The organism is Defluviimonas salinarum (assembly GCF_026013545.1).
In the GTDB taxonomy this organism is placed as follows: Bacteria; Pseudomonadota; Alphaproteobacteria; order Rhodobacterales; family Rhodobacteraceae; genus Albidovulum; species Albidovulum salinarum.
The window spans coordinates 20428-46897 of the sequence record NZ_JAPDOG010000012.1; the positions used below are offsets into that span (position 1 = coordinate 20428).

General features: G+C 65.1%; 29 protein-coding genes. 15 read left to right on the forward strand and 14 right to left on the reverse strand.

The genetic code is table 11. The features are described from left to right. Positions 1 to 78 precede the first annotated feature (78 nt). The 4 genes from OM960_RS13685 to dctP all read right to left on the reverse strand — a co-directional run bounded on the left by OM960_RS13685 (position 79) and on the right by dctP (position 3730). Positions 79 to 864 carry an alpha/beta fold hydrolase gene (locus OM960_RS13685; protein WP_264772360.1) on the reverse strand — a complete coding sequence of 262 codons (786 nt, stop codon included), beginning with the start codon at positions 862 to 864 and terminating at the stop codon, positions 79 to 81. Next, positions 864 to 2165 carry a TRAP transporter large permease gene (locus tag OM960_RS13690; protein WP_264772361.1) on the reverse strand — a complete coding sequence of 434 codons (1302 nt, stop codon included), beginning with the start codon at positions 2163 to 2165 and terminating at the stop codon, positions 864 to 866. Before OM960_RS13690 ends, OM960_RS13685 begins: the two co-directional genes overlap by 1 nt. Then, on the reverse strand, positions 2165 to 2674 hold the full coding sequence (locus OM960_RS13695; RefSeq protein ID WP_263337689.1) for a TRAP transporter small permease: 510 nt from the start codon (positions 2672 to 2674) through the stop codon (positions 2165 to 2167). Before OM960_RS13695 ends, OM960_RS13690 begins: the two co-directional genes overlap by 1 nt. A gap of 72 nt (positions 2675 to 2746) precedes the next feature. After that, complete coding sequence (gene dctP / locus OM960_RS13700; RefSeq protein ID WP_264772362.1) at positions 2747 to 3730, reverse strand: TRAP transporter substrate-binding protein DctP; 984 nt, start codon at positions 3728 to 3730, stop codon at positions 2747 to 2749. Between the two features lie 193 nt (positions 3731 to 3923). Here dctP and OM960_RS13705 point away from each other — a divergent pair, with 193 nt between their 5' ends. Next, on the forward strand, positions 3924 to 4808 hold the full coding sequence (locus OM960_RS13705; RefSeq protein WP_263337686.1) for a LysR family transcriptional regulator: 885 nt from the start codon (positions 3924 to 3926) through the stop codon (positions 4806 to 4808). A gap of 183 nt (positions 4809 to 4991) precedes the next feature. Here the strand turns inward: OM960_RS13705 and OM960_RS13710 are convergent, their stop codons facing one another. Then, positions 4992 to 5150 (reverse strand): hypothetical protein, encoded by a 159-nt coding sequence (locus OM960_RS13710; RefSeq protein ID WP_264772363.1) that lies wholly within the window; start codon positions 5148 to 5150, stop codon positions 4992 to 4994. 607 nt (positions 5151 to 5757) lie between these two features. On the opposite strand from OM960_RS13710, the gene OM960_RS13715 reads away from it, so the two are divergent. The 8 genes from OM960_RS13715 to OM960_RS13750 all read left to right on the forward strand — a co-directional run bounded on the left by OM960_RS13715 (position 5758) and on the right by OM960_RS13750 (position 14523). Then, positions 5758 to 8424 (forward strand): FkbM family methyltransferase, encoded by a 2667-nt coding sequence (locus OM960_RS13715; RefSeq protein ID WP_264772364.1) that lies wholly within the window; start codon positions 5758 to 5760, stop codon positions 8422 to 8424. Further along, positions 8421 to 9455 carry a glycosyltransferase family protein gene (locus OM960_RS13720; RefSeq protein WP_263337679.1) on the forward strand — a complete coding sequence of 345 codons (1035 nt, stop codon included), beginning with the start codon at positions 8421 to 8423 and terminating at the stop codon, positions 9453 to 9455. The genes OM960_RS13715 and OM960_RS13720 overlap by 4 nt, the downstream gene beginning before the upstream one ends. 664 nt (positions 9456 to 10119) lie before the next feature. Beyond that, the gene (sdhC, locus tag OM960_RS13725) at positions 10120 to 10503 is read left to right on the forward strand and encodes a succinate dehydrogenase, cytochrome b556 subunit (protein ID WP_263337677.1); all 384 of its coding nucleotides are present in this window, start codon (positions 10120 to 10122) and stop codon (positions 10501 to 10503) included. 12 nt (positions 10504 to 10515) lie between these two features. Further along, on the forward strand, positions 10516 to 10887 hold the full coding sequence (locus tag OM960_RS13730; protein ID WP_264772365.1) for a succinate dehydrogenase, hydrophobic membrane anchor protein: 372 nt from the start codon (positions 10516 to 10518) through the stop codon (positions 10885 to 10887). 12 nt (positions 10888 to 10899) lie between these two features. Further along, the gene (sdhA, locus tag OM960_RS13735; protein WP_264772366.1) at positions 10900 to 12702 is read left to right on the forward strand and encodes a succinate dehydrogenase flavoprotein subunit; all 1803 of its coding nucleotides are present in this window, start codon (positions 10900 to 10902) and stop codon (positions 12700 to 12702) included. Further along, positions 12702 to 13397: a hypothetical protein gene (locus OM960_RS13740; protein WP_264772367.1), complete on the forward strand. Its 696-nt coding sequence runs from the start codon at positions 12702 to 12704 to the stop codon at positions 13395 to 13397. Before sdhA ends, OM960_RS13740 begins: the two co-directional genes overlap by 1 nt. Then, the gene (locus OM960_RS13745; protein WP_263337666.1) at positions 13397 to 13708 is read left to right on the forward strand and encodes a hypothetical protein; all 312 of its coding nucleotides are present in this window, start codon (positions 13397 to 13399) and stop codon (positions 13706 to 13708) included. Before OM960_RS13740 ends, OM960_RS13745 begins: the two co-directional genes overlap by 1 nt. A 35-nt stretch (positions 13709 to 13743) precedes the next feature. Beyond that, entirely contained in the window at positions 13744 to 14523 is a 780-nt protein-coding gene (locus tag OM960_RS13750) for a succinate dehydrogenase iron-sulfur subunit (protein ID WP_263337663.1), read from the forward strand. A 15-nt stretch (positions 14524 to 14538) separates the two neighbouring features. Here OM960_RS13750 and OM960_RS13755 read toward each other — a convergent pair whose 3' ends face one another. Continuing rightward, positions 14539 to 15003 carry a hypothetical protein gene (locus OM960_RS13755; protein WP_264772368.1) on the reverse strand — a complete coding sequence of 155 codons (465 nt, stop codon included), beginning with the start codon at positions 15001 to 15003 and terminating at the stop codon, positions 14539 to 14541. 158 nt (positions 15004 to 15161) lie between these two features. On the opposite strand from OM960_RS13755, the gene OM960_RS13760 reads away from it, so the two are divergent. Next, the gene (locus tag OM960_RS13760; RefSeq protein WP_263337658.1) at positions 15162 to 15404 is read left to right on the forward strand and encodes a hypothetical protein; all 243 of its coding nucleotides are present in this window, start codon (positions 15162 to 15164) and stop codon (positions 15402 to 15404) included. Here the strand turns inward: OM960_RS13760 and OM960_RS13765 are convergent. Further along, the gene (locus tag OM960_RS13765; RefSeq protein ID WP_264772369.1) at positions 15401 to 15955 is read right to left on the reverse strand and encodes a hypothetical protein; all 555 of its coding nucleotides are present in this window, start codon (positions 15953 to 15955) and stop codon (positions 15401 to 15403) included. The two genes, OM960_RS13760 and OM960_RS13765, sit on opposite strands and share 4 nt — an antisense overlap. A 63-nt stretch (positions 15956 to 16018) precedes the next feature. Here OM960_RS13765 and OM960_RS13770 point away from each other — a divergent pair, with 63 nt between their 5' ends. After that, positions 16019 to 16207, forward strand: coding sequence for a hypothetical protein (locus OM960_RS13770; protein ID WP_263337655.1), 189 nt, complete (start codon positions 16019 to 16021; stop codon positions 16205 to 16207). A 6-nt stretch (positions 16208 to 16213) separates the two neighbouring features. On the opposite strand, the gene OM960_RS13775 is transcribed toward OM960_RS13770, so the two are convergent. After that, entirely contained in the window at positions 16214 to 16621 is a 408-nt protein-coding gene (locus OM960_RS13775; protein WP_263337653.1) for a group III truncated hemoglobin, read from the reverse strand. Between the two features lie 66 nt (positions 16622 to 16687). After that, positions 16688 to 17326 carry an MSMEG_1061 family FMN-dependent PPOX-type flavoprotein gene (locus OM960_RS13780; RefSeq protein ID WP_263337652.1) on the reverse strand — a complete coding sequence of 213 codons (639 nt, stop codon included), beginning with the start codon at positions 17324 to 17326 and terminating at the stop codon, positions 16688 to 16690. A gap of 174 nt (positions 17327 to 17500) precedes the next feature. Between OM960_RS13780 and ileS the strand changes: the two genes are divergently transcribed. Beyond that, the gene (gene ileS, locus OM960_RS13785) at positions 17501 to 20428 is read left to right on the forward strand and encodes an isoleucine--tRNA ligase (protein ID WP_264772370.1); all 2928 of its coding nucleotides are present in this window, start codon (positions 17501 to 17503) and stop codon (positions 20426 to 20428) included. A 61-nt stretch (positions 20429 to 20489) separates the two neighbouring features. Here the strand turns inward: ileS and OM960_RS13790 are convergent, their stop codons facing one another. Continuing rightward, the gene (locus OM960_RS13790) at positions 20490 to 21077 is read right to left on the reverse strand and encodes a TetR/AcrR family transcriptional regulator (protein ID WP_264772371.1); all 588 of its coding nucleotides are present in this window, start codon (positions 21075 to 21077) and stop codon (positions 20490 to 20492) included. A 99-nt stretch (positions 21078 to 21176) separates the two neighbouring features. Here OM960_RS13790 and OM960_RS13795 point away from each other — a divergent pair, with 99 nt between their 5' ends. Then, positions 21177 to 21770, forward strand: coding sequence for an NAD(P)H-dependent oxidoreductase (locus OM960_RS13795; protein ID WP_264772372.1), 594 nt, complete (start codon positions 21177 to 21179; stop codon positions 21768 to 21770). A gap of 33 nt (positions 21771 to 21803) precedes the next feature. On the opposite strand, the gene OM960_RS13800 is transcribed toward OM960_RS13795, so the two are convergent. Continuing rightward, the gene (locus OM960_RS13800; RefSeq protein WP_263337640.1) at positions 21804 to 22010 is read right to left on the reverse strand and encodes a hypothetical protein; all 207 of its coding nucleotides are present in this window, start codon (positions 22008 to 22010) and stop codon (positions 21804 to 21806) included. A gap of 66 nt (positions 22011 to 22076) precedes the next feature. Here OM960_RS13800 and OM960_RS13805 point away from each other — a divergent pair, with 66 nt between their 5' ends. Beyond that, a complete protein-coding gene (locus tag OM960_RS13805; protein ID WP_264772373.1) occupies positions 22077 to 22985 on the forward strand; it encodes a LysR family transcriptional regulator in 909 nt (302 codons plus the stop codon). Next, positions 22982 to 23440 carry a methylated-DNA--[protein]-cysteine S-methyltransferase gene (locus OM960_RS13810; RefSeq protein ID WP_264772374.1) on the forward strand — a complete coding sequence of 153 codons (459 nt, stop codon included), beginning with the start codon at positions 22982 to 22984 and terminating at the stop codon, positions 23438 to 23440. The genes OM960_RS13805 and OM960_RS13810 overlap by 4 nt, the downstream gene beginning before the upstream one ends. A 57-nt stretch (positions 23441 to 23497) precedes the next feature. Here OM960_RS13810 and OM960_RS13815 read toward each other — a convergent pair whose 3' ends face one another. From OM960_RS13815 to OM960_RS13825, 3 genes are all read right to left on the reverse strand, one after another. After that, a complete protein-coding gene (locus OM960_RS13815; protein ID WP_263337634.1) occupies positions 23498 to 24493 on the reverse strand; it encodes a DUF1254 domain-containing protein in 996 nt (331 codons plus the stop codon). Between the two features lie 17 nt (positions 24494 to 24510). Beyond that, the gene (locus OM960_RS13820; RefSeq protein WP_264772375.1) at positions 24511 to 25572 is read right to left on the reverse strand and encodes a DUF1214 domain-containing protein; all 1062 of its coding nucleotides are present in this window, start codon (positions 25570 to 25572) and stop codon (positions 24511 to 24513) included. Between the two features lie 298 nt (positions 25573 to 25870). Next, positions 25871 to 26326, reverse strand: a complete 456-nt coding sequence (locus tag OM960_RS13825) for a universal stress protein (RefSeq protein WP_263337629.1) — start codon at positions 26324 to 26326, stop codon at positions 25871 to 25873. Positions 26327 to 26470 lie beyond the last annotated feature (144 nt).

Here is a 26470-nt window from a genome sequence, read left to right on the forward strand (position 1 = left end):
GGGCCATAGACGGCGAGAAGCCCGACGGCGCGAATGCCATAATCAAGGAGGGACCACTTTTCAGGAGGCGGGCCTGTTTCAGCGGTCTTCTGCGTTCTCCGCCGTCGCGGGTTCGGAGAGAAAATCCTCGATGAGCGAATGAAACAATGCAGGTTTTTCGAGATGTGCCGCATGTGATGCGCCGGGAATTACGGAAAGACGCACATCAGGAAGATTGGTCCAGAGCGTCTCGACCTGCGGCCAGCGATATGAGCGATCGGCGTCGCCCCATACCACAAGTGTTGGCATGGTAAGGCTTGTTAGCGCCGAACGCCCATCCCAAGCCGCCATCGCGCCTAGCCCAGCCTCGGCGGCCGGGCGGCGGGCGCAAGCGCCGATCTGGGTAACGAGCCGGTAACCTCGCGCCTCGGCACCTCTCTTGAACCAGGTCGCGCCGATCCGCCCGATCGTCGCCTCGACTCCATCGGTCAGCAGGCGCTCGCGCGAGGTTGCAATGGGCTCAAACCGGTCTGGCATCAAACCAAGCGGGCCGGTCCCATAGAGAATAAGCCGCAACACGCTTTGGGGCCGCATGCGCGCCATTTCCTGAACGACCATGCCGCCCATGGAATGGCCAAGCAAGATGAAGTCGCCGACCGCCAGTTCGTCGAGCAAGCCGAATACCGCCTCGGCCATTCCCGCGATGGTGTCGCATGCGGGACGATCGGCTGCTGCGCCGAACCCGGGTAGGTTCGGCGCAATCACGTCATACCGGTTCGAGAAATGGTCGAGCTCATGACGCCATTGCTCCGCCCCGCCAAGATAGCCATGCACCAGCACGAAGGAAGGCCCGCTGCCGGCGCGGAGGTAGGGTAGCCCGTCCATCAGCGCATCTGGCCCGGGAGCCAGAGCGCAACGTCCGGCGCCACGATGAGGATCATGATCAGCAACACCATCGCCGCGATGAAGGGCAGGCAGCCCATGATGACGTCGCCGATGCTCACCTTGTCCCGACTGATCGCCTGAATCACGTAGAGGTTCAGTCCCACCGGCGGCGTCAGAACCGCAATTTCCATGGTGATCGTGTAGACCACGCCGAACCAGATCAGGTCAAAGCCAGCCGCAGCCATCAGCGGAAAGATCGTCGGCAGGGTGATGAAGGTCATCGAGACCGGCTCGAGGAACATGCCCAGCACGATGTAGAAGACGATGACGATCGCCAGCACCGTATAGGGTGACAGGTCGAAGGACAGGAACAGCTCGGTGAACTGCTGCGGCACCCGATAGTACGTGAGGACGAAGCCGAAGAGCACGCCAGCCGATAGCAAGAGCCCGAGATACCCCATCGTCCGCATAGTGGCGAAAAGTGCGTCCTTGAATCCTTGCCACGTCAGCCCGCCGACGCCAAAGGCCATGATCACCGTCAATAGCGCCGCCACCGCCGCGGCCTCGGTCGGCGTCGCGATGCCGGCATAGATGGCCACGGTGATAACGAGACCGATAAGGGCCACGGGGCCAACGGTGCCGAGGATCATCGTCAGCGGCATTTTCGCCGCGTCTTCGCTTGACGGAATATCGGCGGGCCGGAGCCTGCCCCAGATCAGCACAACGATGACGAAGCCGCTGACCAGGATGATGCCCGGAATGACCCCTGCGATGAACAGGTCGCCAATGCTCTGATCCGTGACGATGCCGTAAAACAGCAGGATCAGGCTGGGCGGGATGAGAACTGACAGGGTTCCGCCCGCGGCAAGAACGCCGGAAGAAAGCCGCTTGCCATAACCGAGACGCAGCATCTCCGGCAGTGCCACGCCGCCGATGGTCAGTGCGCCGACCATAGATGACCCGCAGACCGCGCCGAAACCCGCGCTTGCACCGATGGAGCCGTAGGCGGCCGACCCCTTGAGCCGCACGCCCTGATGCAGGAACTGGTAGAGGTTCGGTCCGATGTTCGATTTGCCTATGAGTTCACCGAGGAAGACGAACAAGGGCACCGCGAGAAGGATGTAGTCGATCCAGACCCCCCAGAGCTTCAGCTCGGTCGAGACGACAGAAGTCGACCATCCCTGGATGTCCCAGAGAAACGGCAGAGACGCGGCGGCGAGCGCGAAGGGGATGGGCAGGCCGATAACGATGAAGATCATCAGCAGGATCAACAGCCCGAGACCGACGGAATACCACTCCATCAGGCGTCTCCTTCCGAGGCGAGCGTCAGAACCAGGCGGAACAGCCTGAGCGCAACATAAAACGCGAACAGCAGAAGCGCCACCGCGCCCGGCGCCCAGAACCACCAGCGCGGCCAGTGCAGGATTTCCGATGCGACGCCCGAGTTGAAGGATCGGATCGTTGCGCTGACGCCCGCATAGGCCAGGAACACGCCGACACCCAGCATGATCGCGTGGTTTATGATGGCGAAGACGTGCTGCACCCGCATCGAAAAGTGATCGACGAGCATCGTCACCTTCGGCATTGCATCCTCGCGGAGCGAGAAAGCGAGACCTGCGAAAGCGACGGGGAAAAGCAGCAGCGCGGTTGCCTCCGTCACCAGCCGGTCGGGTTTGCCCAAACCGTAACGCGTAAAGACCCCGTAGGAGATCCAGAGCATCTGGATCAGCACGATGATCCCGCCGGCGGCGGCGGCCCAGACGACGATCCGCTCGATTCTTCGGATCAGATGGTCCAATCCCTCAGTCATAACTTGCCTCGCTTTGCCGGAACACGCGTGGCGGCCCCGGATGAGACGCGGGGCCGCCGGGTGGTCGCACCGTCAGGGAGCGTGGCTTGCCAGAAGCTCGCGAACTTGGCCGGCCAGTTCGGCGCCGCAGGCCTCATCAACGGTTACATCCCACTTGTCCTTTACGCTTGCGATCAACGCACTGCTGGCCTCGGCCGACAGGTTCTCTTCCGTCCCGCCCGCTGCAACCGCGGCTGCAACCTGCTCGTCCACCCAACCTTCATATTTCGGCTGAAGCCAGACTTCGGTCTCGGCGGCGGCCTCGGAGACCGCGGCCTGCTCTTCGGCCGTGAGCGCGTCGAACTTGTCCTTGTTCATCATGTAGATAATGTTGCCGTAGAACAGGTTCGCATTGACCATGTGGGGCATGACGTCCCAAAGCTTCCAGGACGAATAGGTGGCGACGCCCATGTTGATCCCGTCGACGACGCCGCGCTCGGCGGACTGGAACACTTCCTTCGGTGCCACGAACACCGGTTCGCCGCCCCAGGTTTCGATCATCATCGACACGAGCGGGCCGATCGAGCGAACAAGCTTGCCGTCCAGCTTGCCGATGTCGCCCATTGGTTCCTCGAACCACCACTCCTGATCGTAGGAATAGTTCGAGTTGATAAGCGGCACGAGCCCCTGCTGTGCCGCCTCGTCACGGATGAGGTTGGCGTAGTCGGCGTCGAGTTTCGGCTGCTCGGACAGATCCACGAGCGCCGGGTAAAGTGACGTTACCGCGTAGCACGGCAGGCGATTGTCTGCATTGATCCACGAGATATCCGAGACGCCGCCCTGAAGCGAGTCTACCCCCTCGGACCAGCCATGGAGCGTCGAGGACGGGAACACCTCTACCTTGACGCTGCCCCCGGTCTTTTCGGCGACCAGATCAGCGAAATGCACAAATCCTTCGTAGCGGATGTCGGCTTCGTTCACATAAGTACTGAGACGCACCGTGGTCTCTGCAACGGCAGGAAACGCGGCCATCGTAACAATGGCGAAGGCGGTAGTGCAGGTGAGCTTCGATGTCATGATCATCTCCCGGTTGAGAAGGCTCTTCGACGGTCTTTTGTGCCGTCAGCCTTTGCGGGCTGCGCCGGGCGCAGCCGGTAGGCAAGTCTAAGCAAGTGAAGGCGAACCGCGCCAATTCAAACATGTCATCCAATCATGCCGAAATTGCATGACGCTCGGAGCCGTGTAGCATGGCGCTGTCGAGGAGGAGGCGATGGACCTGAATTGGTTGCAGGATTTTGCCTGTCTGGCGCGGACGTTGAACTTCACGCGTGCGGCAGAGGAGCGGAACATCACCCAGCCCGCCTTCAGCCGCCGTATCAAGGCGCTGGAGAACTGGATCGGCGTCCCGCTGATCAAGCGATCGACCTATCCCGTCCAGCTTTCGGAGGCTGGACAGCAATTCCTGCCCGTCGCGCGGAACGCCATCGCGGAACTCACCGATATGCGCCAGACGCTCCGAGCGCAGGAGCGGGGCGTCACCGCGTTTCAACGTTTCGCGGTGCTGCACACGATCTCCGTGAACTACCTCTCCCGGCGCATCGGCCAGATGGAGCAGGACATTCCGAATCTGCGTGTCCGGGTGTATTCCGACAATCTGCGGACCTGCTGTCAGATGCTGTCAGACGGCACTTGCGACTTCCTGCTCTGCTATAGCCACCAGGACGTTCAGCCGATCTTCGACGAGGCGCAGTTCACGCGAAAAGACATCGGCACCGAAAAGATGTTCCCGGTAGCCCAGGCCGAGGCCGCAAGCCGGCACGGCTGGAATCTGGATGCCGCGAACGTCGCGCCGATACCCTATCTCGGATACGATCCCAGCAGCTTCCTTGGCGCCGTGGTCGACCAGACGATCGGACGCCGAGAAGCGCCGCTCGCCCTTCGCTACATGGACGCACTCACCGAAGCCATCAAACGCCGAACGCTGTCGGGCAGCGGCCTTTCCTGGCTTCCGGAAAGCGTGGTCGCTGAAGAGATGGCGGATGGTCGGATCGCGCGGGTCGGCGGAGAAAGTTGGGAAGCCACGCTGACGCTGTCGCTCTTCTGCTCGCTCGATCGTCTCGACAAGACCGGTCGGGACGTCTGGGAAACCCTTTAAACAACCGCCCATCCATACCTGCCCCGTGCGCCCGGACCACATTCTTCGCCAAGTCCGGTCCGACGGGGTAATCTCCAACTCGATGGCCTCCCAAATTGGATCGTTGCGGTCCCGCCTTGGCAAATGGATTCCGCCGAATGGGCGGTTACACCATCAACGCCCATCCACTGCGTCGGCGGCAGACTATGGCTTGCCGCCCATTTCGACCTGGACTTTCTTGCGGCGCCTGAAAGTTGCGACCGCCGCGCCCACCTTCAGGAAGATATTGCCGCCGCTCGTTTGTGCCTTCGCCTGCCTGAGCGCAAATGTGATCTGCGCGTCCGTAAATCGTTCCTTCGGCATCTGGACACTCCGTTCCTTTTGGAAATGTGCAGGGATACTCGCACCCCGCCCGGATCGGTTCTCAGGGTCAGGATCCTGCGAACAACCCTGGCCGCGGCCTCCCCGCGGCAGACGATGTGGACGCCGCCAACAGGGGCCTGCCGCGCAAGATCCGGCGCGCATTTCCCAACCCGCCTCGAGACCGGCAAATCTTTTCCGGGGAGGGAGAATCCCGGTCAAGAACCGATTTGTGCCGCGGGGTGCTTGACCGCCCCCACGCGGCTAACTAGAAGGCGATCTGATCGCTGACAGTTCAGGTATAGATAGAATCACCCGTGATAACCGCCACAATCTGGGGCGGGTGTTTTGCCTTGCGCGGAATCAATTATCCCTCCGGTGGTTGGATTATCGCCGTGTTTGTTGTGTCAGGAAAGCTGGATGGACAGGTATGACTATCTTGGATGTTAACAGTCAGAACTCTACTCTTGTTGAAGGACGACATCCGTCCGTCGAAATCGAGACGCGGTATGGTCCTTTTTGCATCCCCGGCAGCTCAGACATAATCGGAAACTCCCTGCGTGAGTACGGGGAATGGGCGCAAGCCGAACTGGAAATACTTTTCCATTTTATGGCTTACGGCGAAACCGTCGTCGACGGCGGAGCTTGTTTTGGAACACACGCGCGGGCGTTTTCGGAAAGAGTTGGCGTACGCGGACGGGTGATCTGTTTCGAGCCATCGGCCGAGAACCGGTCAGTGTTGGAACGGAATGCTGCACTTTCCGCTGTGCGGAACATCGACGTTCGGGCTCGTGGTCTCGCCGAAATGACGGGGCGCGGGCGCTTGATTGAACCGCAGTGCGGGAATGCGGGCGGCATCCGGCTGGCGGCGGATGCGGAAGACGGCCCGGTCGAACTCGTGCGGCTCGACGATGAAATTGACGGCGCGGTGCACTTCATAAAGCTCGACCTTGAGGGGGGCGAACTCCCGGCCCTCAAGGGGGCGGCCCGAATTCTGGCCGATCACAGGCCGGTCGTGTTTAGTGAAGTGCTTGATGTCGGTCGCGGCCTCGATCTGCTGCGCCACATGCAGGGGCAGGGCTATTTTTGCTGCGGACTCAATACTCCCGCGTTCACGTCCGCCAACTTCAATCACTCGGCACTCGACATTTTCTCCGGCGGGACGGAATGCGGCCTGTTGTTCCTGCCCTCCGAAAATGCGGCGAGGTTCTCCGAACGGATCGACGCACTTGCCCTACCACTCATCGAAACGGCCGATGATCTGGTGCTGCTGTTGCTCCAGCAACCCCAATACAGCCGCGAAACGCTTCGACGGCAGATCGCGGCGCGCCGGTTGCGGGTGCCTCCGGCATCGTGCGATTCGGAGCGCACCGAGGCTGAGGTTGCCGAGAGCCGGGAATCTGCCGGCCGTGCCAGGGCTGAGGCTGCGGAGAGTCGGGAGGCTGCCGACCGCGCTCGGGCCGAGGCTGCGGAGAGCCGGGAAGCTGCCGATCGCGCTCGGGCCGAGGTTGCCGAGAGCCGGGAAGCTGCCGACCGTGCCAGGGCTGAGGCTGCGGAGAGTCGGGAGGTTGCCGACCGCGCAATAACGGTGGCTGCTGAGAGCCGGGTTGCAGTCAATCGCGCCGAGGCAGCGGCCGCCGAGAGCCGGGATGTCGCCCGCCGCGCCGAAGCCGACTGTTCGCGGCGTTTTGGCATCGCGCAGGCGAGGCTGGACGAGTTGCACAAGCTGCATGAACAGTGGGGCGTTCAGCATGCCGCGGCATTGCGGCTTGCCAACCGGGCTCGGAAGTTCCCGTTTTCCCTTTACTTCTGGTTGAATGCCCGCCACCGCCGCGCCACGCGCAGTCTGCTCCGGTCCGCCGATATGCCGAATCTGGTTCAGGCGCGGATCACGCAGCTCAAGACCATCTTCGACGCTCCGCCGCCAAAACCGGCGCCAAAACCGCTAGCTCGGACCAGCAGCAAGCAGGTCGAGGTCCTGCGCGCGATTTCGTCCCGGATCGGACAGTCCGTACTGGCGCCGCTGCCCGAGATCCTCGAAGCGGTGCTCGAGGCGGAAGCGATTACCTTCGCACTCGCGCAGGCAAGCAAACAGGTTGTCGTGAGCGTGTCGCACGACAACTACCTGAAAGTTACCGGCGGTACGCAGATCTGCATTCAGATCGAGGCCGCCCGCGCCGCGACCGCCGGCATGGCTTATCTGAACATTCACCCGGTGCGCACTTGCACAGCGCTGCTGCCGGAAAGCGAGACCGACACGGCCGTGTTCCGCCTGACGCTGGACGGTTCCGTGATCGGGGTGGCACGGTATGCCGACATAATGGCGGCGGTAGAAAGCCTGACGGTTCTGGGGAAAAGCTTCCGGTTCGTCGTCCATCACCTGCTTGGCCACGCTCCCGAGGCGGTCGCGCGGCTGATCGAGGCAGGCGGAGACAGCCGCTGCTGTTTCTGGCTCCACGACTTCTTCGCCGCCTGCCAGAGCTACACGTTGATGCGCAACACCATCAGCTATTGCGGCGCGCCCGGCGTCGGATCGCCGGCGTGTGGAATCTGCGTCTTTGGCGCTTCCCGCGCCGCGCATATGCAGCGCCTCAGAGAGTTCTTCGACCGGATTGCTGTGACGGCGCTGGCGCCGTCTCAGGTCGCCGCGGATGTCTGGACCAGAGCCTGCGATTACAGGCTGCACGACGTGGTCGTGCAACCGCACATCACTCTTGACGCGGTGGCTCGGCCAAAGCCGTTGCCAAGCCTCGGTCGTGCGGATGCCGCGCCGATCAGGGTTGCGTTCGTTGGGGCGCCGGTCGCCCACAAGGGCTGGCTCGAATTCGAACGGCTGGTCGCGGATCATTCCGCCAGCACGGAAATCGAGTTCCACTATTTCGGGCGTCATGAGGTCAAGCTGGATATCGCCAGGCATTACGTCGCGGCGTCGTCCGAAGCGCCCGATGCGATGACCCGCGCGCTGACCGCAGCCGGCATCGATTTCGTTCTTCATTTCGCAGGTTGGCCTGAGACCTTTTCGTTGACCGCCGCCGAGGCGCTGGCGAGCCATGCCTTCGTTGTGACGGACGTGCGCTCGGGTAATGTCGCGGCGTTGGTGCAAGCCACGGGCCGCGGTGTGGTGATGGACTCTGCAGACGCCGTGTCGGAGTGGCTCAACAGTTCCGAGTGCCGCGACCTGGCGCTGCGAGTCCGCGAGCAGCGGCGAGCCGAGACCTTGCACGCCCGATACAGCGATATGGCGATACCAACTCTTCAAAGAATGACCGCGGCATGAAAGTCCACGCCTATACAAGCTTTTCGTTCAGCTACCTGAATCGTGCCCGTGTGCTTGCCAGTTCGCTGCGCAGGCAGCACCCCGATTGGGTGATCTGGGCTGTGATCACGGACCATCCACCCCCGGGCTTCCGGTTCAACGCCGCCGACGAAGATTTCGACCGGGTCGTTACCGCCGACGAGCTGTTCGGCGATATCACCGAGCCCTGGCTGTTTCGTCACGACATCGTCGAGGCATGCACGGCGGTCAAGGGGCGCGCGCTTCTGCATATCATGGAGCAACCGGACGCGGAGAAGATCGTCTATTTCGACCCTGACATCGCGGTATTCGGCCCGATGCAGCCGGTCGTGGATCTTCTGGATGACTGGTCGATCGTGCTGACCCCTCACCAAACCACTCCCGACACCGAAGAAATGGCCGTGCGCGACAACGAGATCACCTCGCTGCACTATGGCACCTACAACCTCGGTTTCCTGGCTGTTCGTAACGATGCCGAAGCGCGCGCGTTTGCCGAATGGTGGACTGCGCGGCTACACACGTGGTGCGTCGATCGGCTGGATATCGGGGTCTTCGTCGATCAGAAGTGGTGCAACCTGATCCCCTGCTATTTCGATAGCGTCAAGGTGCTGCGCGATCCGGGTTACAATGTTGCCAGCTGGAACCTCAGCCACCGGAGGGTCACGATCCCGGCGGACGGATCGATCCTGGTCAACGGCGTGCCGCTGCGGTTCTACCACTTCACCAAGCTCGGTCCTGTCGGCGACACGATGACCGAGCGCTACGCAAAGGACAATTTCGAGGTTCACGAAGTCTGGGCCTGGTATCGGCGCGAAGTCGAACGTTTCACAGATCAACTGATCCCAAAGGGGTGGTGGTACTACGGCATATTCCGTGACGGATCACCAATTCCCAAATCGGCGCGCGAGCTGTTCCGCGATCGTGCCGACCTGCAGAAGGCATTCCCGAATCCATTCAAGACGGACTTTCGAGAGTGGTTGGTAAAAAACACCAAACTGATCGCGAACGCCTAGGTTCCAGGTGACGGCGACGCGGTCGTCGATGCGGTCCGGCGAAGTCGTGCGGTCGGTCTCAACCGTCACCACGGTGCTTGGCGTGGCCCCCGTGATCAGCATGCCCGCGCGAGACCTTTGCCGGCCGGACGATCACGCCATTGAGCCCTGGTTTCCAATGTTGTGCAGCCGGTGTGCGTGATTGATCGCGGTGAGCGCTATCTGCCGGGGCGCGTTCCGGCAGTCGCGATCTCGGCCGTGCTTGCCGGGTCCCGATGATGGGGTTACCGGGCGGCGGCAGCGCGGCGACGGGGTGTCACCGCGATGCGCACTCGACGCGGCAACGCGATTCAAGCCGCGCTGTGTAACTCCGGCGGGGACGCAGGCGCGTCGGCTTCGCATCGTTCACGGCGGTGTTCGCGGAAAGACCGTCCAAGATCGCTCCAAGCGAATTCCGCCGGTCGCCGATCGGGTTAATGCTGCAGGGAACCGTGATTTCGGCAAATTGGTGATCACAAGATTTTTTTATGTGATCACAAATTCGATCTTTATCGCTAACGCGTGAGGATTCGTCGTTTTTGCGCCATAAGCGACGTGACATGAGCGGGATTTGCGGTCATGAAGTACTCGATGCCCGCCGGCGTTTCTGCGCTGCCGCGAGGCTGAGGCAAGAGAGGGACCGACCATGGCCGACGTCAACCGGGGCAACCGTCCGCTGTCGCCGCATCTCCAGATCTATCGCTGGCAGGTGCCGATGCTCACCTCGATCCTGACCCGGATCAGCGGCAACGCGCTGGTCGTGGCGGCGGCCCTGATCGTCTGGTGGCTCCTGGCGGCGGCGACGAGCGAAAGCTATTTCGCCGTGGCCGACGCGGTCTTGAGATCATGGCTCGGCAAGCTGGTCTTCCTCGGCTCCATCTGGGCGATCTGGTACCACTTCCTCGCCGGGCTCCGGCATCTTTACTACGACAGCGGCCGCGGCCTCGACATTCCGACCGCCGAGAAGCTCGGCTGGGGCTGCATCATCGGATCGGTCGTGCTGACCCTTCTCACCGTCATCATCCTCTGAGGGAGCAGGACCATGCGTTACCTCACTGACCGCAAGCGCGCAGAGGGCCTCGGCTCGGCCAAGTCCGGCACGCTGCATCACTGGCACATGATGGTCTCGGCCGTCGGGCTGGCGATCCTCGTGCCGCTCTTCATCTTCACCTTTGGCGACATCCTCGGCGCGCCCCATGAGGAGGTCGTCGCCTATTACAGCCGGCCCTTCCCGGCGATCGTCGCGGGGCTGACGATCCTGATCGGCCTTTACCACTTCAAGAACGGCGCCCAGATCGCGATCGAGGACTATACCCACGGGATCGTCCGCAAGCTCTCGATCATCGCGGTGACCTGCTTTTCCTACGGCCTGATGGCCACCGGGCTTTACGCGCTGATCCGGCTCGCGCTCTGAGGGACTGACAAGATGACTGCTTATCCGTACGAAGTTCACGAATACGACGTGGTCGTGGTCGGCGCCGGCGGCGCGGGGCTCCGGGCGACGCTCGGCATGGCCGAGCAAGGGCTGCGCACGGCCTGCGTGACCAAGGTTTTCCCGACCCGCTCGCACACGGTCGCGGCGCAGGGCGGCATCGCGGCCAGCCTGGGCAACATGGGGCCGGACAGCTGGCAGTGGCACATGTACGACACCGTGAAGGGGTCGGACTGGCTCGGCGATACCGACGCGATGGAATACCTCGCCCGCGAGGCGCCGAAGGCGGTCTACGAGCTTGAGCATTACGGCGTGCCGTTCTCCCGCACCGAGGAGGGCAAGATCTACCAGCGCCCCTTCGGCGGCCACACGACCGAGTTCGGCGAGGGGCCCCCCGTGCAGCGCACCTGTGCGGCCGCCGACCGCACCGGCCACGCGATCCTTCACACGCTCTACGGCCAGTCCCTGAAGAACAACGCCGAGTTCTTCATCGAGTATTTCGCGCTCGATCTGATCGTCACCGATGGCCGCTGCACCGGCATCGTCGCGTGGAAGCTCGATGACGGCACGATCCATGTCTTCAACGCGAAGATGGTTGTGCTCGCGACAGGCGGCTACGGCCGCGCCTATTTCTCCGCGACCTCGGCCCATACCTGCACCGGCGACGGCGGCGGCATGGTGGCGCGGGCGGGTCTGCCGCTTCAGGACATGGAATTCGTGCAGTTCCACCCGACCGGCATCTACGGTTCGGGCTGCCTCATCACCGAAGGCGCGCGCGGCGAGGGCGGGTACCTCACCAACTCCGAGGGCGAGCGGTTCATGGAGCGCTACGCGCCGACCTACAAGGACCTCGCGAGCCGCGACGTCGTCTCGCGCTGCATGACGATCGAGATCCGCGAGGGCAGGGGTGTCGGTGCGGAGGGCGATCACATCCACCTCCACCTCAACCACCTGCCGCCCGAGACCTTGCACGAGCGTCTGCCCGGCATCTCGGAATCGGCGAAGATCTTCGCCGGCGTCGATGTGACCAAGGAGCCGATCCCGGTCCTGCCGACGGTGCATTACAACATGGGCGGCATCCCGACGAACTACTGGGGCGAGGTGCTGAACCCCACGAAGGACAGCCCCGACGCGGTCTTCCCGGGCCTGATGGCGGTGGGCGAGGCCGGCTGCGCAAGCGTCCACGGCGCCAACCGGCTCGGGTCGAACTCGCTCATCGACCTCGTCGTGTTCGGCCGCGCCGCCGCGATCCGCGCGGGCGAGGTGGTGGACCCGAAGGAGCGCAACCAGCCCGTCAACAGGGCGGAGGTCGACCAGGCGCTTTCGCGCTTCGACGGCTTCCGCAATGCCAAGGGCGCCGTGCCGACGGCCGAGTTGCGCCTTGAGATGCAGAAGACGATGCAGGCCGATGCCGCGGTCTTCCGCACCGACAAGACGCTCGCCGAAGGGGTCGGGAAGATGCAGAAGGTCGCCGCCAAGATGGACGACCTTGCCGTCACCGACCGCTCGCTGGTCTGGAACTCCGACCTGATGGAGACGCTGGAACTGGCGAACCTGATGCCGAACGCGCTTGCGACCATCGTCGCCGCCGAGGCGCGCAAGGAAAGCCGCGGCGCGCATGCGCACGAGGACTACCCCAAGCGCGACGACGCGACCTGGCGGGTGCATTCGCTGGCCCATGTCGACGGCGCCAGGGTCACGCTCTCGACCCGGCCGGTGCATCTCGACCCGCTGACGACCGAGAAGGAGGGCGGGATCGACCTCAAGAAGATCGCGCCGAAGGCGAGGGTCTATTGATGCGCAGAGACAGTCGAGTCGCGTTCATAATCCTCGGGGCGACCGTGGCGCTGACCGCATGCGGCTCGCCGAAGGCGGATATTGCGACCTCGTGTTTGTTCGAGGTCAACCCGCCCGGCGCCTATACCTATCCCGGTGGCGTTGCGGCGCCGACGGTGACGCCGGCCGAAGGTGGCACCGCGGAAGGGGCCGCGGCGGTGAACGCCTGCATTCAACGCCGCGCGGCGGCGCTGGGGGCGCCAATCGCTACGTCCGCCTCGGCGCCGGACGGTGCGTCTGCCGCGTCGGCCTCGACCCCGATCCGGGAGTATAACGCCGTCCAGAGCGGCGGTGGCATGACGGTGCGGACCTATACCTACGGCACGCCGCCCGCCGCGGCCGCGCCGGGGGCGCCGACGACCGATCTCGCCTATACGCCGCGCCAGCGCGGCGCGGCCGCGATGACCGGCGGCGCGGGCTATCGCGGCTCCTATCTCGAAGGCGGCACCGGCACGGCCACCTACGCTGCCGACGTGGTGCCGACGCGCGCCGCGGCGCCGAAGCCCGCCAAGGGCAAGCTGCCGCTGCCGGTCGAATACCCGCTCCTGCCCGGCGATGCCGAACGGTGGAACTCGCTGACGCTCGCCGAGCAGCAGCGCGCGCTCCTGTTCCTCAAGGACGGTTCCACGATCGGCGCTTCACTGAGGACCGACTGATGCGGATCCCTGTCGCCCTTGCCGCCGTCGGCCTGCTGCCCGGCTGTGTCGCGGTCATCACCGCCGACGCGACGCGCAAGGAATCGCGGCTGGCGATCGACAAGGTGCTGTCTGCCGAACGGCCCGACCTGCCCGCCGAAGCTGGCGGTTGCGTGCTGAAGGCGATGACATTGCCCGAAAGCGTGCAGCTCGGCCTCGCCGACAACTACAAGGCGGTCTCGGCCGAGAACCGCGCGCTGATCCTGTCCTATGCCGACCGCCCGAAGGCGGCGGCCTGCATCGCCGCCCTGCCGGCGGCGGCCACCGAATGACACGCGCCCAGACCCGCGAGCAAAGGGGATAGCCCATGGTCCAGTTCACCCTTCCGAAGAACTCGAAGATGCGGGTCGGCAAGACCTGGCCGAAGCCCGCCGGCGCGACCAATGTCCGCAAGTTCCAGATCTACCGCTGGGATCCCGATACCGGTGAGAACCCGCGTGTCGACACCTATTTCCTCGACATGGACAAGTGCGGGCCGATGGTTCTGGACGCGCTGATTAAGATCAAGAACGAGATCGACCCGACGCTGACCTTCCGTCGCTCCTGCCGGGAAGGCATCTGCGGCTCCTGCGCGATGAACATCGACGGGATCAACACGCTCGCCTGCATCTACGGGCTCGACGAGATCACCGGCGACGTGAAGATCTATCCCCTGCCGCACATGCCGGTGGTGAAGGACCTGATCCCGGATCTGACGCATTTCTACGCCCAGCACGCCTCGATCATGCCCTGGCTCGAGACCAAGACCAACCGGCCTGCGAAGGAGTGGCGCCAGTCGATCGAGGACCGCAAGAAGCTCGACGGGCTCTACGAATGCGTGATGTGCGCCTCCTGCTCGACCTCGTGCCCGAGCTACTGGTGGAACGGCGACCGCTACCTCGGCCCGGCCGCGCTCCTGCACGCCTACCGCTGGATCATCGACAGCCGCGACGAGGCCACCGGCGAGCGGCTCGACCAGCTCGAGGATCCATTCAAGCTCTACCGCTGCCACACGATCATGAACTGCGCCAAGACCTGCCCGAAGGGTCTCAACCCCGCCAAGGCCATCGCCGAGATCAAGCGGCTGATGGTCGAACGCGTGGTCTGAGCGGGGCCGCCCGGCCTAGTTCAGCGGATGGGCGCTCCAGTCGGTGCGCGAGATCGACCAGACCCGCGCGAGCGACGGACAGCAGCGCGGGTCATTGGGGCCGAGGACGGTCGTCGTGACCTCGATCTGGTCCGGCAGGAACTGCGCGTTTCGCGGCTCCATGCCAAAGACGTTGCTGACCGTGCGGTTCATGGAGAAGCCGGCGTCACCGCGCGCGTAGTACGCCACCCTGATGTCCACATTGCCCGCCGATCCGACGATCTCCGGATAGACGACGCCGATCGCCTCTCGCGCGAGTGCAGGATCGGGATTGTCGGGAAGCCAGGCGAAGGCCGCGATTTCTTGTCCGGGTGCGAGGGTCTGGATCAGGAAGCCCCGGACATCACCCCAGCCGGACAGATCCTGGGCTGTCGCGGCAGTCGCGAACGTTGCGGCGCAGAGCGCGGCGGCGAGGAGTCGCAGGCCAGAACGCAGAGTCATGGAGGCCTCCCCCGGGGGTGATTGACCTTCGGGAAAGTGTGAACGTGGGCGCGCCACGGGTCAATGCACCAGCGCGGATCGGCGCCCTTAACGCGGAGTCATTCCCGGTCTATATGGCAGATGTCGCTCCGCCCCTTCAGCCGCCGGAATCCGCGCCCATGGCCCTCATCGACCGAGCGAAGATCAAGGCGCTTGCGAAACGCAGCCGGCGCTTCCTCGCGCGCGTCAACCGCAAGGTGCCACCGGGGCTGCGGACGGTGCTCGGGCTGCTCCTGATCGTGGGCGGCTTTCTCGGCTTCCTGCCGGTGCTCGGCTTCTGGATGATCCCGCTCGGGATCGGCGTCGTCTGGCTCGACATCCGCGCCTTCCGCAAGGGACGGCGCAACCGGACCGGCCGCTAGCCAGCCTCGGCGGGAACGATCTCGACCTCCGACTTCGCCAGCCGCCGGTAGAGCGTCAGCCGCCGGTGGATCGGCCACCAGTCGTAGAGCAGCGTCTCGAGCGGCCGCCAGTTCGAGACCCAGCCGAGGATCGCGAGGCCCTCCCCGAGAAACTGCGTGAGCGGCGAGGCGCCGATCAGCGCCGGCAGCGACTCGCGGATCAGCAGGCAGAGCGCGAGCACCGAGAGGCCGATCGCGAGGTAGCGGCGCCCCATGCGGAACTGTTCGCGGCGGTCACGCGCCTCCGAGTCCGCCCAGTAGGTGAAGTTGGCGCGGATCGCCGCCGCGACATCGCCGGCGCCGGCGCGGGCCGCCTCCGGCCCCGGCAGGTGCAGGCGCAGCCGGAAGGCCGCGTCCGACGGGTATTCCCGCGCCCAGCCGACGATGTAGTCAAGCGCCTTGGGGTCGAGGTCGCGGTCATGGAACGGCGAGGGGTCGAGCGACTCGAACAGCGACTCGATACGCGCGATGCGGACATCGATGGTGACGACCGGCGCGGACGGTTTCGGCATGGGGTTCTCCGGCATGGGACCGGCGGATATTACATCTCCGCGCGGCGCGTGCTAGGGCAGGGCATGCCGATCCTGCTTCTGATCCTGCTCCTCGGCGTCTTCACCTATCTCTGGCTCGCGCGCCGGGGCAAGACGCTGACACGCGCCTGCCGCTGGCGGCTCGACCGCGCGCTCGGAGCGGACCGCTATCGCTGCGCCGCCTGCGGCGCGGTCACGACCGGCGCGCCGCGCCATTGCCTGCGCGGGGACTGACCGCGGTCAGACCAGTTTCGGGATGCCGCCGGGCAGGGTTGCGGCCTCCACCAGCCCGTAGCGCAGCCCCCGACCGATGCGGTGGGCGAGCGCGGACCATTGCGCGGCGGTCTCGGGCGCGAGTTCGTGCCGGAGCACGGAGTCGAAGAGCCCGAGCCAGGGGTCGAACATGCCGGGCCGGACGTTGCCGGCCTCCTGGTGGACCGCCATCGGGTTGCCATCGTAGCCGCGCTCGTAGAGGATCGCGTTGCGCCAGAAGGCGGCGATCTTCACCTCGTGCGCGGGCCAATCCTTGACATGCGCCGCGAAGACCGGGCCGAGGCCGGGATGCTCCCGGACGCTGGCATAGAAGGTCGCGACTACGCGGTCGATCTCCTCGGGGGTCACGGAAAAGCGCGGGGGGATGGCGGGCATTGCGGTTCCTTTCGGCGCGATCCTGCCCGCTTCCGACGCTCCCCGCAATGCGCCGCTTTGCCGCCGTCACTCGTCGTAGAGCCGCTTCTCCTCGTTGTCCTTCATCGACTGCTCCACGTCTTCGAGCGTCCGTTCGAGCTTCGCATGTTCGATGAGCGCCTGCGCATAGGTCGGCAGCCCGTCGGTCGGCGCCGCCTGATCCGGCTGCCAGAGACGCGAGCGGATCACCGACTTGCCGCAATGGTAGAAAGCCTCCTCCACCCGCACGAGGATCGCGAATTCCGGCACCCGGCCATTGATCGCCATCGTCTCGCGAAGCGCGCGGTCGCGGACAACGCGGGCGGAACCGTTGACGCGCACCACCTCGTTGCGGTTCGGCACCATGAACATCAGCCCGATGCGTCCGGTCTCGAGGATGTTGGCGAAGGTGTCGAAGCGGTGGTTGCCCGGCCGGTCGGGGATCGCCAGCGTCCAGTCGTCCACCACCTTGACGAAGCCCGCCGGATCGCCCTTCGGGGCGACATCGACGCGGCCCTCCCGGTCGTGGGTGCCGATCGTCACGAAGGGCGAGCGTTCGATCCAGACCCGCACGATGGGGTCGATCCGGTCGATGATCTTGCCGGTCTGCGAGGCGAATTCGTCGGGGATGACCGAGCGGATCTCGTTCAGGCTCGCCACGACGGCAGTCGGTTCGTAAGGGGCCATGCGACACCTCCTTTACCTCGGAGCACATGGGAATTATAGCACGGGCCATGATGTGTCTGCAGCACGGCATACGAATTACGAACCCGGCGCTCTGAACAAGAGACGCCGGGCAAAGGTGTCCGAGACTTCGCACCGCCCCATAGACCGCGACAGACCGACCAGAAGGACACCCCGATGTGCGCCGATAAGACCGATATGCACCCCGATTACCGCAGCACCGTCTTCCTGCCCGAGACCGATTTCCCGATGCGCGCAGGCCTGCCGCAGCGCGAGCCGGACTGGCTCGCCCGGTGGGAGCGGATCGGCGTCTACGACCGGCTGCGCGAGAAGCAGGGCCGGGTGCCCTTCACGCTGCATGACGGCCCGCCCTACGCCAACGGCCACCTCCATATCGGCCACGCGCTGAACAAGGTCCTGAAGGACATGGTGGTGCGCTCACAGCAGATGATGGGCAAGGACGCGCGCTATGTGCCGGGATGGGACTGCCACGGCCTGCCGATCGAATGGAAGATCGAGGAGCAGTACCGCAAGAAGGGGCTGAACAAGGACGACGTCGATGTCGTCGCCTTCCGCCAGGAATGCCGCAAGTTCGCGGAAGGCTGGATCGACGTCCAGCGCGAGGAGTTCAAGCGGCTCGGCGTGACCGGCAACTGGGCCGATCCCTATCTCACGATGGACTATCACGCCGAGGCGGTGATCGCCGAGGAGTTCCTGAAGTTCCTGATGAACGGCTCGCTCTATCAGGGCTCCAAACCCGTGATGTGGTCACCGGTCGAGAAGACCGCGCTCGCCGAGGCCGAGGTCGAGTATCACGACCATACCAGCCACACGATCTGGGTGCGGTTTCCGCCGCGGATCGTGGGTGACAGTGGTTCAACGGTGCCGTCCGATCTGCTGTCGGCGTCGGTCGTGATCTGGACCACCACCCCGTGGACGATCCCGCAGAACCGTGCCGTCGCCTTCAATCCCGAGATCGCCTACGGGCTCTACGAGGTCGTTTCGGTCGGCGAGAACGCCTCCGCCAGGCCCGGCGAAACGGTCATTCTCGCGGATAACCTTGCCGCGCAGGTCTTCACCGCTGCGCGCGTCGAAGAGTTCAAAAAGCTCCGCGATGTTCCCGCTTCTCAACTCGAGATGCTGACGCTGTCGCATCCTTTGGACCGCGTCGAGGGCGCCAACGGCGAATGGGATTACAACGTCCCGATGCTGCCCGGCGACCATGTCACCGATGATACCGGCACCGGCTTCGTCCACACCGCTCCCTCGCACGGCGACGACGACTACCAACTCGGGCTGAAGTACGGCCTCAAGATGACCTACAACGTCATGGAGGACGGCTCCTACCGCGCCGATCTGCCGCTCTTCGGCGGCGAGGCGATCATCACCGCCGAGGGCAAGGAAGGCCCGGCCAACGTCTCGGTGATCAAGCAGCTTGCTTGGGCGGGCAAGCTCTTCGCCAAGGGCAAGGTCAAGCATTCCTATCCGCACAGCTGGCGCTCGAAGGCGCCGCTCATCTACCGGAACACGCCGCAATGGTTCGTCGCCATCGACGCCAAGCTCGGCGACGGCATGGGCGAGTACGGCGACACGATCCGCGCCCGTGCGCTCAAATCCATCGACGAGTTGGTCGCCTGGACCCCGAAGACCGGGCGCAATCGGCTCCACTCGATGATCGAGGCGCGGCCCGACTGGGTGCTCTCGCGCCAGCGCGCCTGGGGCGTGCCGCTGACTTGCTTCGTCCGCAAGGGCGCGATGCCGACCGATCCGGACTTCCTCCTGCGCGATCCGGCGGTCAACGCCCGCATCGTCGCGGCCTTCGAGGCCGAGGGCGCCGATGTCTGGTATCGCGAGGGCTTCAAGGAGCAGGTGCTCGGCAATGACCACGATGCGGCGGCCTACGAGCAGGTCTTCGACGTGCTCGACGTCTGGTTCGATTCCGGCTCGACCCATGCCTTCGTGCTGCGCGACCGGCCCGACGGGACCAAGGACGGCATCGCCGACCTCTATCTTGAAGGCACCGACCAGCATCGCGGCTGGTTCCATTCCTCGATGCTGCAGGCCTGCGGCACCAAGGGCCGGGCGCCCTATCACGGCGTCCTGACCCATGGCTTCACGCTCGACGAGAAGGGCATGAAGATGTCGAAGTCGCTCGGCAATACCGTCGCCCCGCAGGAGGTCATCGACGAATACGGCGCCGATATCCTGCGCCTCTGGGTGGCGCAGTCGGACTACACGGTGGACCTTCGCATCGGCAAGGAGATCCTGAAGGGCACCGCCGACAGCTACCGACGGCTCCGCAACACCATGCGGTTCCTCCTCGGCAACCTCGCCGGCTTCTCCGAGGCCGAGCGCGTCGATCCCGCCGAGATGCCGGAACTCGAACGCTGGGTCCTGCACCGGCTGGCCGAGTTGGATCACACCGTCCGCAAGGGTTACGCGAAATACGACTTCCAGGGCGTGTTCCAGACCCTCTTCACCTTCTGCACCGTCGACCTCTCGGCGATCTATTTCGACATCCGCAAGGACGTGCTGTATTGCGACGGCGCGGACAGTATCGACCGCCGCGCGACGCGGGCCGTGCTCGACCTGCTGTTCCACCGGCTCGCGACCTGGCTCGCGCCGATCCTCGTCTTCACGATGGAGGATGTCTGGCTCTCGCGCTTTGCCGGCGAGGACACCTCGGTCCATCTCGTCGACATGCCCGAGACGCCGGCCGACTGGCTCGACGAGCCGCTCGCGCAGAAATGGGAAAAGATCCGCCGGGTCCGCCGGGTGGTGACGGCGGCGCTGGAGGTGCAGCGCACCGCCAAGGTCATCGGCGCCTCGCTCGAGGCTGCCCCGGTCGTCCATGTCGAGGATGCCGAGACGCTGAAGGCGCTGCAATCGGTGCCCTTCGCGGACATCTGCATAACGTCGGGCATGAGCCTCACTGCTGACCCGGTGCCGCAGGAGGCGTTCCGCCTGCCCGAAGTGCCGGGCGTCGGTGTCGTCTTCGAGGCGGCCGACGGCGAGAAGTGTCAGCGGTGCTGGAAGATCCTGCCGGACGTCGGCAGCCACGGCCACGACGGTACCTGCGCGCGCTGTGACGACGTTTTGGGTTGAGGCACGCCGCGATCCGAAGATGAGGCACGGCGAGCGGGCGCGATAGTCGCGCCCGTTTCCGTTATGCCCTGGTCCCGCCGGGCAGGAGCCAGGCTTGCAGCAGCTCCGCCAGCATCTCCTGCAAGGTTTGTTTCTGGTGCAGGGCGCAGAAATGCAGCGCGATGACATGGATCAGGAAGGCCTGCACGCCCGATGAGAGTAGCGCGGGCGTAACATCCCTGCGGAAGAGGCCGAGCGCCAGCCACTCGCCCAGCACCTGATCCGTGCGGGCGAAGGTCTGCGCGATCGGGCCGATCTCGGCCTTCCCCGCCGCGCCTGAATGGCGCAGGATCAGGTCGAAGACATAGCGTTCGGAAATCATCACCGCGACCAGCGGCATCAGCGCCTCGATGATCGCCGGCACGTCGGCGGGCGCGGGCAGCGCCTCGATCCGGTCGAGCGCGGCGTCGATCCGTGTGCCGATCAAGAGTTCGAGCAACGCCTCCTTGTCGCGGAAATGGGCGAAGAACGTGCCCTTGGCGACGCCGGCGCGCAGAACCACCTCCTCGACCCGCATCGCCTCGTACCCCGCCTCGGCAATGACCTCTTCGGCCGCCGCGATCAGCCGCGCGCGGGTCTCGAGGGTTCGCTTCTGGACGGCTCGGGTCATGCTGCCTTCTAGCGCATGTTTTGACCGCGGTCAAATTTATAATTGACCGCGGTCAGTTTCCTTTATAATAGTGACCTCGGTCAATTTAAGGGGGCGATCATGTCGGCGAAACGCATCTTCATTCTCAACGGTCATCCCGGGGCGGTGTCGCTGTCGCGCAGCCTTGCCGAGATCTACGCCCGCGCCGCCCGGGCCGCCGGCCACGAGGTTCGGGTGGTGCATCTGAGCGAACTGGAGTTCGATGCCGACTTCGGTCAGGGCAGTTTCCAGGATCCGAAGCCGCTGGAACCCGTGCTGGAGAACGTGATGCGGGATCTGTCTTGGTCCAATCACTTTGTGCTGGCGATGCCGATGTGGTGGGGCGGACTGCCGGCCAAGCTCAAGGGGCTGATCGACCGCAGCTTCCTGCCGGGGACCACGTTCGACACCCGTGCGACGACCCGGCTCGGCATGCCCTCGCCGCTTCTGACCGGGCGCAGCGCGCGGGTCATCGTGACATCGGACACGCCGGGCTGGTTCCAGCGGCTGATATACCGCAACGCCCTGATCCATCAGCTTCGCGGCCAGGTGCTCGGTTTCGTCGGCATTCGCCCGGCTCGCTTCACCTGGTTTTCCGGCGCGAGCCATCCCGCCGAGGGACTCGTGGACCGCTGGGCACGGACCGTGGAAGGTCTGGGCGCGCGGGCATGTTGACGCTTCGACCCGCTGGCGAGGCGAAGGTTTCGCTCAGAGAGCGTCCCAGCAGCCGAACCGGGCGCGGAGGTCGTCGCGGGTCAGGCCCATATCGTCGATCAGATGATCGTCGCCCCGCCGCAGGAGCGCGCGGATGCGCGCCCGGGCAGCCCGGCGGTCGCGCCAGTCGGCGAGGACCCTGCCGATCGGCCGGGGCGGCAGGACAGTGGAAAGGCGGTATCGGACGATCCGGTGCAGCATGGCGGACTCCTTCTCTCTGGCCCCAGTCTCGGTCGCCTTAATGCATCAGAAAAACGAATAGAATTTATGCAAGGAATCAGTCAGGCTGATGACATGGCCCATCCGCCCGACAGCGATCTCCTGCGCAGTTTCCTCGCCATCGCCGAGGCCGGCAGCGTGACAGCCGCGGCCGAGCGGCTCGGCCGCACGCAATCGGCCGTATCGATGCAGATCGCGCGGCTGGAGGAGAACCTCGGCCAACAGCTTTTCGACCGGCTGCCGCGCGGCGTGGCGCTGACCGCGCGCGGCGCGCAGCTCCTGCCCTATGCTCGCCGCGTCACCGGGCTGATCGAGGAGGCGGCCACCGCGCTGCGCTCGCGCCCGCTCGACGGGCCGGTGCGGATCGGCATCCCGCAGGACTACAGCGAAACCGTGCTGCCGGGCATCCTGTCGGCCTTCTCCCGGCGCTATCCGGCGGTCGAGGTCACCGTGCGGCTTGACTATTCGGTGCCGCAGCTCAAGGCGATGGCGGCGGGCGAGCTCGACCTCGCCGTGGTGTTCGAATGGAAGCCCGCCGGCACGAAGGGCGAGATACTCTGCGTCGAGCCGACGGTCTGGGTAACGTCGGACCGCCACGCCCAGCACCTGCAGACCCCGCTGCCGATCGCGGTCTATTTCAGCTCCGACTGGTGCCAGGCCAACATGATCGCCTCGCTCGACCGGCATGGCATCCCGTACCGGGTGGCCTTCGAATGCGACACGGTGGGCGGGTTCTTCGCGGCCGTACGTTCCGGCCTTGCCGTCGTCGCGCTGTCGCGCAGCACGATCCCGGATGGCTGCCGCGAACTGACGCTGGCGGAGGGGTTCCCGGCGGTGGATTCCTCCTCCGTCATGCTGCACCGCTCCTCGCGCGGCACCTCGCCGGCGGTCGATGCGCTGGCCGAGGCGATCCGCGTCGCCTTCCGGCCGGGCGCATTCACGGAGGTGGAGGGATGATCCGCAAGGCCGCCTGGGAAAGCCCGCTTGGCCGGCTGGTCCTGACCGAGGCGGACGGCGCCCTGATCCGGCTCGAATGGAGCGCGGAGGCGGTTCCCGCCGCGGGCTCCGACCTCCTCACCGAGGCGTGCTGCCAGCTTGCCGCCTATTTCGGCGGCAGCCGCCGCGCGTTCGACCTCCCCGTCGCCTTCGCGCCGGGCCTGACCGGGCGGGTCCAGCGGGCGATGTGCGCGATCCCCTTCGGCGAGACCCGCACCTACGGTGATCTCGCACGTGATCTCGGCGTGCCGGCGCAGGCGGTGGGACAGGCCTGCGGCGCCAATCCGGTGCCGGTGATCGTGCCCTGCCACCGGGTGCTCGGCGCGTCCGGCCTCGGCGGCTTTTCCGCGCCCGGCGGGGTCGAGACCAAGGTCGCGCTCCTCAAACACGAGGGCGCCGCCTCGCTCCTGATCTGAAGCGGCGCCATCAAGTGTCTGTCGGCCTGACGGCGGTTCGCTCGCCCGCGCGGCCGGTCAGCTCGCGGGTTCGATCGCGGGGAAGGTCCAGCTGCCGTCCAGAAGTTCGGGCCGCGGCTGGTACATGCGGATCGCATAGCTCCAGTCCGGCGTGATCGGGATGCAGTTCGCCCGGCCATCCTCGCAGCCGCCGAAATGGAGCGTGTAGCCGCCGTCCTCATCCGGCGCGGCGGTGACGTTGTTGTAGCTGTTGCGGCCAAGGTCGTTGGCCGCCAGATAGCCGTCGGAATTGTAGACCGTGATCGACCAGAACGCGTCCACGGGCACGTCCTTGACGGTGACGGCATGCGGGGTCGCGCCATCGTTCGCGCTGACGCTGTCTATCAGGTAATAGGCGGCACTGACCGGCAGGCCACCCCAGCCGGCGGCAGCTCCGACGAGATGGTCCACGGGCCGCGTCTCCTCCACGGAGCCGAAGGCATAGGTGGAATCGAAGCCGAGTGCGGCGACATCGTTGAGCGCCTTGCGGATCACGGCGAGCTTGTCGAGATTCCAGTCCGGCGCCTCGAACGGTCCGGCCCCGCCGCCGGCGATCTCGATCGCGTCCTGCGCCGCATGGGCCTTGGCGACGTCGTCGGGATCGTTGACATCGACGAAGGTGCGGATGAGCACGATGGCGAACCGCGATCCGACCGTCTCCTCCGTCAGGTCGTAGGCGCCCGGCCGGGTCTCGACGAACATGTAGTGATCCTGATTGATCACATGCATAGACATGTAGCGTCCGCCGATTTCCGGCATCGTGAAGGTGACGGGTTCCGACAGGTCGAGGACGACGGAGGAATAGAGCGTATCCTGGTTGCTGCGGATCACCGTCTGGTTCGCGACCGTCGTCGGTTCGCGCAGATGGGCGATCTTGCCAACCTCGAGACCCTGGCTTTCCATGTTCAGGCGGATCATGTGATCCGTCTCGGCCCGCACGAAGGTTTCGACATTGACCTCCTGGGCCGAAGCGGCGATCGGCGCAAGCAGTGCGATTGCCAGCAAATATCTCATCCTGACGTCCTTTTCTGTCAATTCAGGGGCTTCGCTTCGGGAAATGCCCAGCTCCCATCAAGGATTTCCGGGCCGGGCCGGTAGAGGCGCACGGTGTAGTTCCAGCCGTCCATGACCGGCAGGCAGTTCACCCGGCCATCGTCGCATCCGCCGAGATGCACCGTCATCGAGCCGTCTTCGTTGCGGGCCCCGGTCACGGAGTTGATGTTGTACGCGCCGAGGTCGTTCTTCTCGAAGAAGCCGGCGCGATTGTAGAGGCTGATGGACCAGAACGCGCCCACCGGCACGTCGGCGGGCACGTCGATCCGGTAGTCCCCGACCGGCAGTCCCGGATCCACGTTGACGTAGAACGCCTCGGACTCGGGCAGGCCGCCCCAGCCGCCGGCCGTGCCGATGAAGTGGCGCACCGGGCCGACCTCGCCCCGCGCGCCGAACATGCCGGCACTGTCCGGAACATAGGGGCCGAGGCCGAGGATCGCCCGGACGAGGCCCTCGAAATCTTCCTCGCTGTAATCGGGCACGATGAAGGTCTTCGCCGAGCCCGCCGCGACCGTCATCTGGTCCTGGATCGCGTTCACGGCGGCGACATCCTCCGGATCGGCCGCGTCCACGAGCACGCGCATGAAGACGATGACATAGGGCGTGCCGAACGTTTCCATGTCGAGCGTGTAGCTGCCGCCTCCGAAGAAAACCTCGTCGATGTAGTGGTCCTGGTTGACCACCATTGCCGTCATGTAGCGGTCGCCCACGTCGGGCAGCGTCAGCGTGGCGCCTTCGCTGATGTCGATGACCGCGGTGCTGTAGAGCGTATCGCGGTTCATCCGGATCGTCGGCTGGCTCTCGACCGGCGTTGGTGCCCGGAAATGGAAGAACCGGTTCACTCCGCCCGCAAGGGCCTCGTATTTCCCGAGCTCGAAATCCGTGGCCGCACGGATGAAATTGTCGATGGTGACGGGGATTTCCCGGGCTTCAACGAGGGCGTTCAGCGTGTTGTCCGGACTTTGCGCGCCGATTGGCGACGCGATCAGGGCAGCGCTGGTTGCAAGAGCTGTGGCAGTGGATACGATCCATCTCTTCATTGCGATCCCTCCAAGGGTTGTCGCAGCGCGAAGGCTACATGTACTCGCCTCTCTTATAGCGCCGCTCCGGCGCCTTGGACTTGACCGGGATCAAGGCGCCGGTTGCGCGGAAAGCGAGCCAACTCCAATCAGTTATGCCATGCCCAGCGGTTTCTGCAAATGGTGCCGCGAGCATTCACGCGCGCACTGCGCAAAGGCATGGGCCGGTGCCCGGCCTGTGGCCCATCGCATGACGCGTGGTGAATACTCGGTGTACCGCAGCCCGGTGGCGGCCGAAGGCCGCGCCGGTGCCACCGTGTCAGGTGATGGCTTCGAGCCGCTCCTTCGACATCTCACCCGGCACGATCGTGATCGGGATCGGCAGGCTGCCGGAGTTCTTCGACATCTGGGTGACGAGCGGTCCGGGGCCGCCCTTGTCGGTGCCAGCGCCCAGGACGAGAACGCCGATCTCGGGGTCTTCCGTGATCTGGGCGAAAATCTCGTTCATCGGCTCGCCCTCGCGGATGACGAGTTCGGGCTCGATTCCCTGGCGGTCGCGCATCCATTTGGCGAAGACCTCGTAATGCGCCTCGATCCGCTCGCGTGCCTCGGCCCGCATGATGTCGCCGACGCCGATCCAGTGTTGGAACTCCTCGGGCGGGATCACCGCGAGGATCGTGACGCCGGCGCCGGTATGCGCGGCGCGCAGCGCCGCGAACCGCATCGCGTTCAGGCATTCGCGGCTGTCGTCGAGAACGACCAGGAACTTGCGCATCATATTCCCCTGTGTGGCGCCGCGATCATGGCGGTTGCGGCCGCGATTGGCAACGGACCTTGCGCGATCGCGCTGGCTTTCGCCGGCCCGGCGGCCGACGCCGGGGCGCGTATGATCACAGATCGATCAGGCCGTGGGGCCGCC

Bases quoted from the DNA above. Each gene is read 5' to 3' on its own strand.
- OM960_RS13685 (WP_264772360.1), bottom strand. From the start codon at position 864: ATGGACGGGCTACCCTACCTCCGCGCCGGCAGCGGGCCTTCCTTCGTG.
- OM960_RS13690 (WP_264772361.1), bottom strand. From the start codon at position 2,165: ATGGAGTGGTATTCCGTCGGTCTCGGGCTGTTGATCCTGCTGATGATC.
- OM960_RS13695 (WP_263337689.1), bottom strand. From the start codon at position 2,674: ATGACTGAGGGATTGGACCATCTGATCCGAAGAATCGAGCGGATCGTC.
- dctP (WP_264772362.1), bottom strand. From the start codon at position 3,730: ATGACATCGAAGCTCACCTGCACTACCGCCTTCGCCATTGTTACGATG.
- OM960_RS13705 (WP_263337686.1), top strand. From the start codon at position 3,924: ATGGACCTGAATTGGTTGCAGGATTTTGCCTGTCTGGCGCGGACGTTG.
- OM960_RS13710 (WP_264772363.1), bottom strand. From the start codon at position 5,150: ATGCCGAAGGAACGATTTACGGACGCGCAGATCACATTTGCGCTCAGG.
- OM960_RS13715 (WP_264772364.1), top strand. From the start codon at position 5,758: ATGGCTTACGGCGAAACCGTCGTCGACGGCGGAGCTTGTTTTGGAACA.
- OM960_RS13720 (WP_263337679.1), top strand. From the start codon at position 8,421: ATGAAAGTCCACGCCTATACAAGCTTTTCGTTCAGCTACCTGAATCGT.
- sdhC (WP_263337677.1), top strand. From the start codon at position 10,120: ATGGCCGACGTCAACCGGGGCAACCGTCCGCTGTCGCCGCATCTCCAG.
- OM960_RS13730 (WP_264772365.1), top strand. From the start codon at position 10,516: ATGCGTTACCTCACTGACCGCAAGCGCGCAGAGGGCCTCGGCTCGGCC.
- sdhA (WP_264772366.1), top strand. From the start codon at position 10,900: ATGACTGCTTATCCGTACGAAGTTCACGAATACGACGTGGTCGTGGTC.
- OM960_RS13740 (WP_264772367.1), top strand. From the start codon at position 12,702: ATGCGCAGAGACAGTCGAGTCGCGTTCATAATCCTCGGGGCGACCGTG.
- OM960_RS13745 (WP_263337666.1), top strand. From the start codon at position 13,397: ATGCGGATCCCTGTCGCCCTTGCCGCCGTCGGCCTGCTGCCCGGCTGT.
- OM960_RS13750 (WP_263337663.1), top strand. From the start codon at position 13,744: ATGGTCCAGTTCACCCTTCCGAAGAACTCGAAGATGCGGGTCGGCAAG.
- OM960_RS13755 (WP_264772368.1), bottom strand. From the start codon at position 15,003: ATGACTCTGCGTTCTGGCCTGCGACTCCTCGCCGCCGCGCTCTGCGCC.
- OM960_RS13760 (WP_263337658.1), top strand. From the start codon at position 15,162: ATGGCCCTCATCGACCGAGCGAAGATCAAGGCGCTTGCGAAACGCAGC.
- OM960_RS13765 (WP_264772369.1), bottom strand. From the start codon at position 15,955: ATGCCGAAACCGTCCGCGCCGGTCGTCACCATCGATGTCCGCATCGCG.
- OM960_RS13770 (WP_263337655.1), top strand. From the start codon at position 16,019: ATGCCGATCCTGCTTCTGATCCTGCTCCTCGGCGTCTTCACCTATCTC.
- OM960_RS13775 (WP_263337653.1), bottom strand. From the start codon at position 16,621: ATGCCCGCCATCCCCCCGCGCTTTTCCGTGACCCCCGAGGAGATCGAC.
- OM960_RS13780 (WP_263337652.1), bottom strand. From the start codon at position 17,326: ATGGCCCCTTACGAACCGACTGCCGTCGTGGCGAGCCTGAACGAGATC.
- ileS (WP_264772370.1), top strand. From the start codon at position 17,501: ATGTGCGCCGATAAGACCGATATGCACCCCGATTACCGCAGCACCGTC.
- OM960_RS13790 (WP_264772371.1), bottom strand. From the start codon at position 21,077: ATGACCCGAGCCGTCCAGAAGCGAACCCTCGAGACCCGCGCGCGGCTG.
- OM960_RS13795 (WP_264772372.1), top strand. From the start codon at position 21,177: ATGTCGGCGAAACGCATCTTCATTCTCAACGGTCATCCCGGGGCGGTG.
- OM960_RS13800 (WP_263337640.1), bottom strand. From the start codon at position 22,010: ATGCTGCACCGGATCGTCCGATACCGCCTTTCCACTGTCCTGCCGCCC.
- OM960_RS13805 (WP_264772373.1), top strand. From the start codon at position 22,077: ATGCAAGGAATCAGTCAGGCTGATGACATGGCCCATCCGCCCGACAGC.
- OM960_RS13810 (WP_264772374.1), top strand. From the start codon at position 22,982: ATGATCCGCAAGGCCGCCTGGGAAAGCCCGCTTGGCCGGCTGGTCCTG.
- OM960_RS13815 (WP_263337634.1), bottom strand. From the start codon at position 24,493: ATGAGATATTTGCTGGCAATCGCACTGCTTGCGCCGATCGCCGCTTCG.
- OM960_RS13820 (WP_264772375.1), bottom strand. From the start codon at position 25,572: ATGAAGAGATGGATCGTATCCACTGCCACAGCTCTTGCAACCAGCGCT.
- OM960_RS13825 (WP_263337629.1), bottom strand. From the start codon at position 26,326: ATGCGCAAGTTCCTGGTCGTTCTCGACGACAGCCGCGAATGCCTGAAC.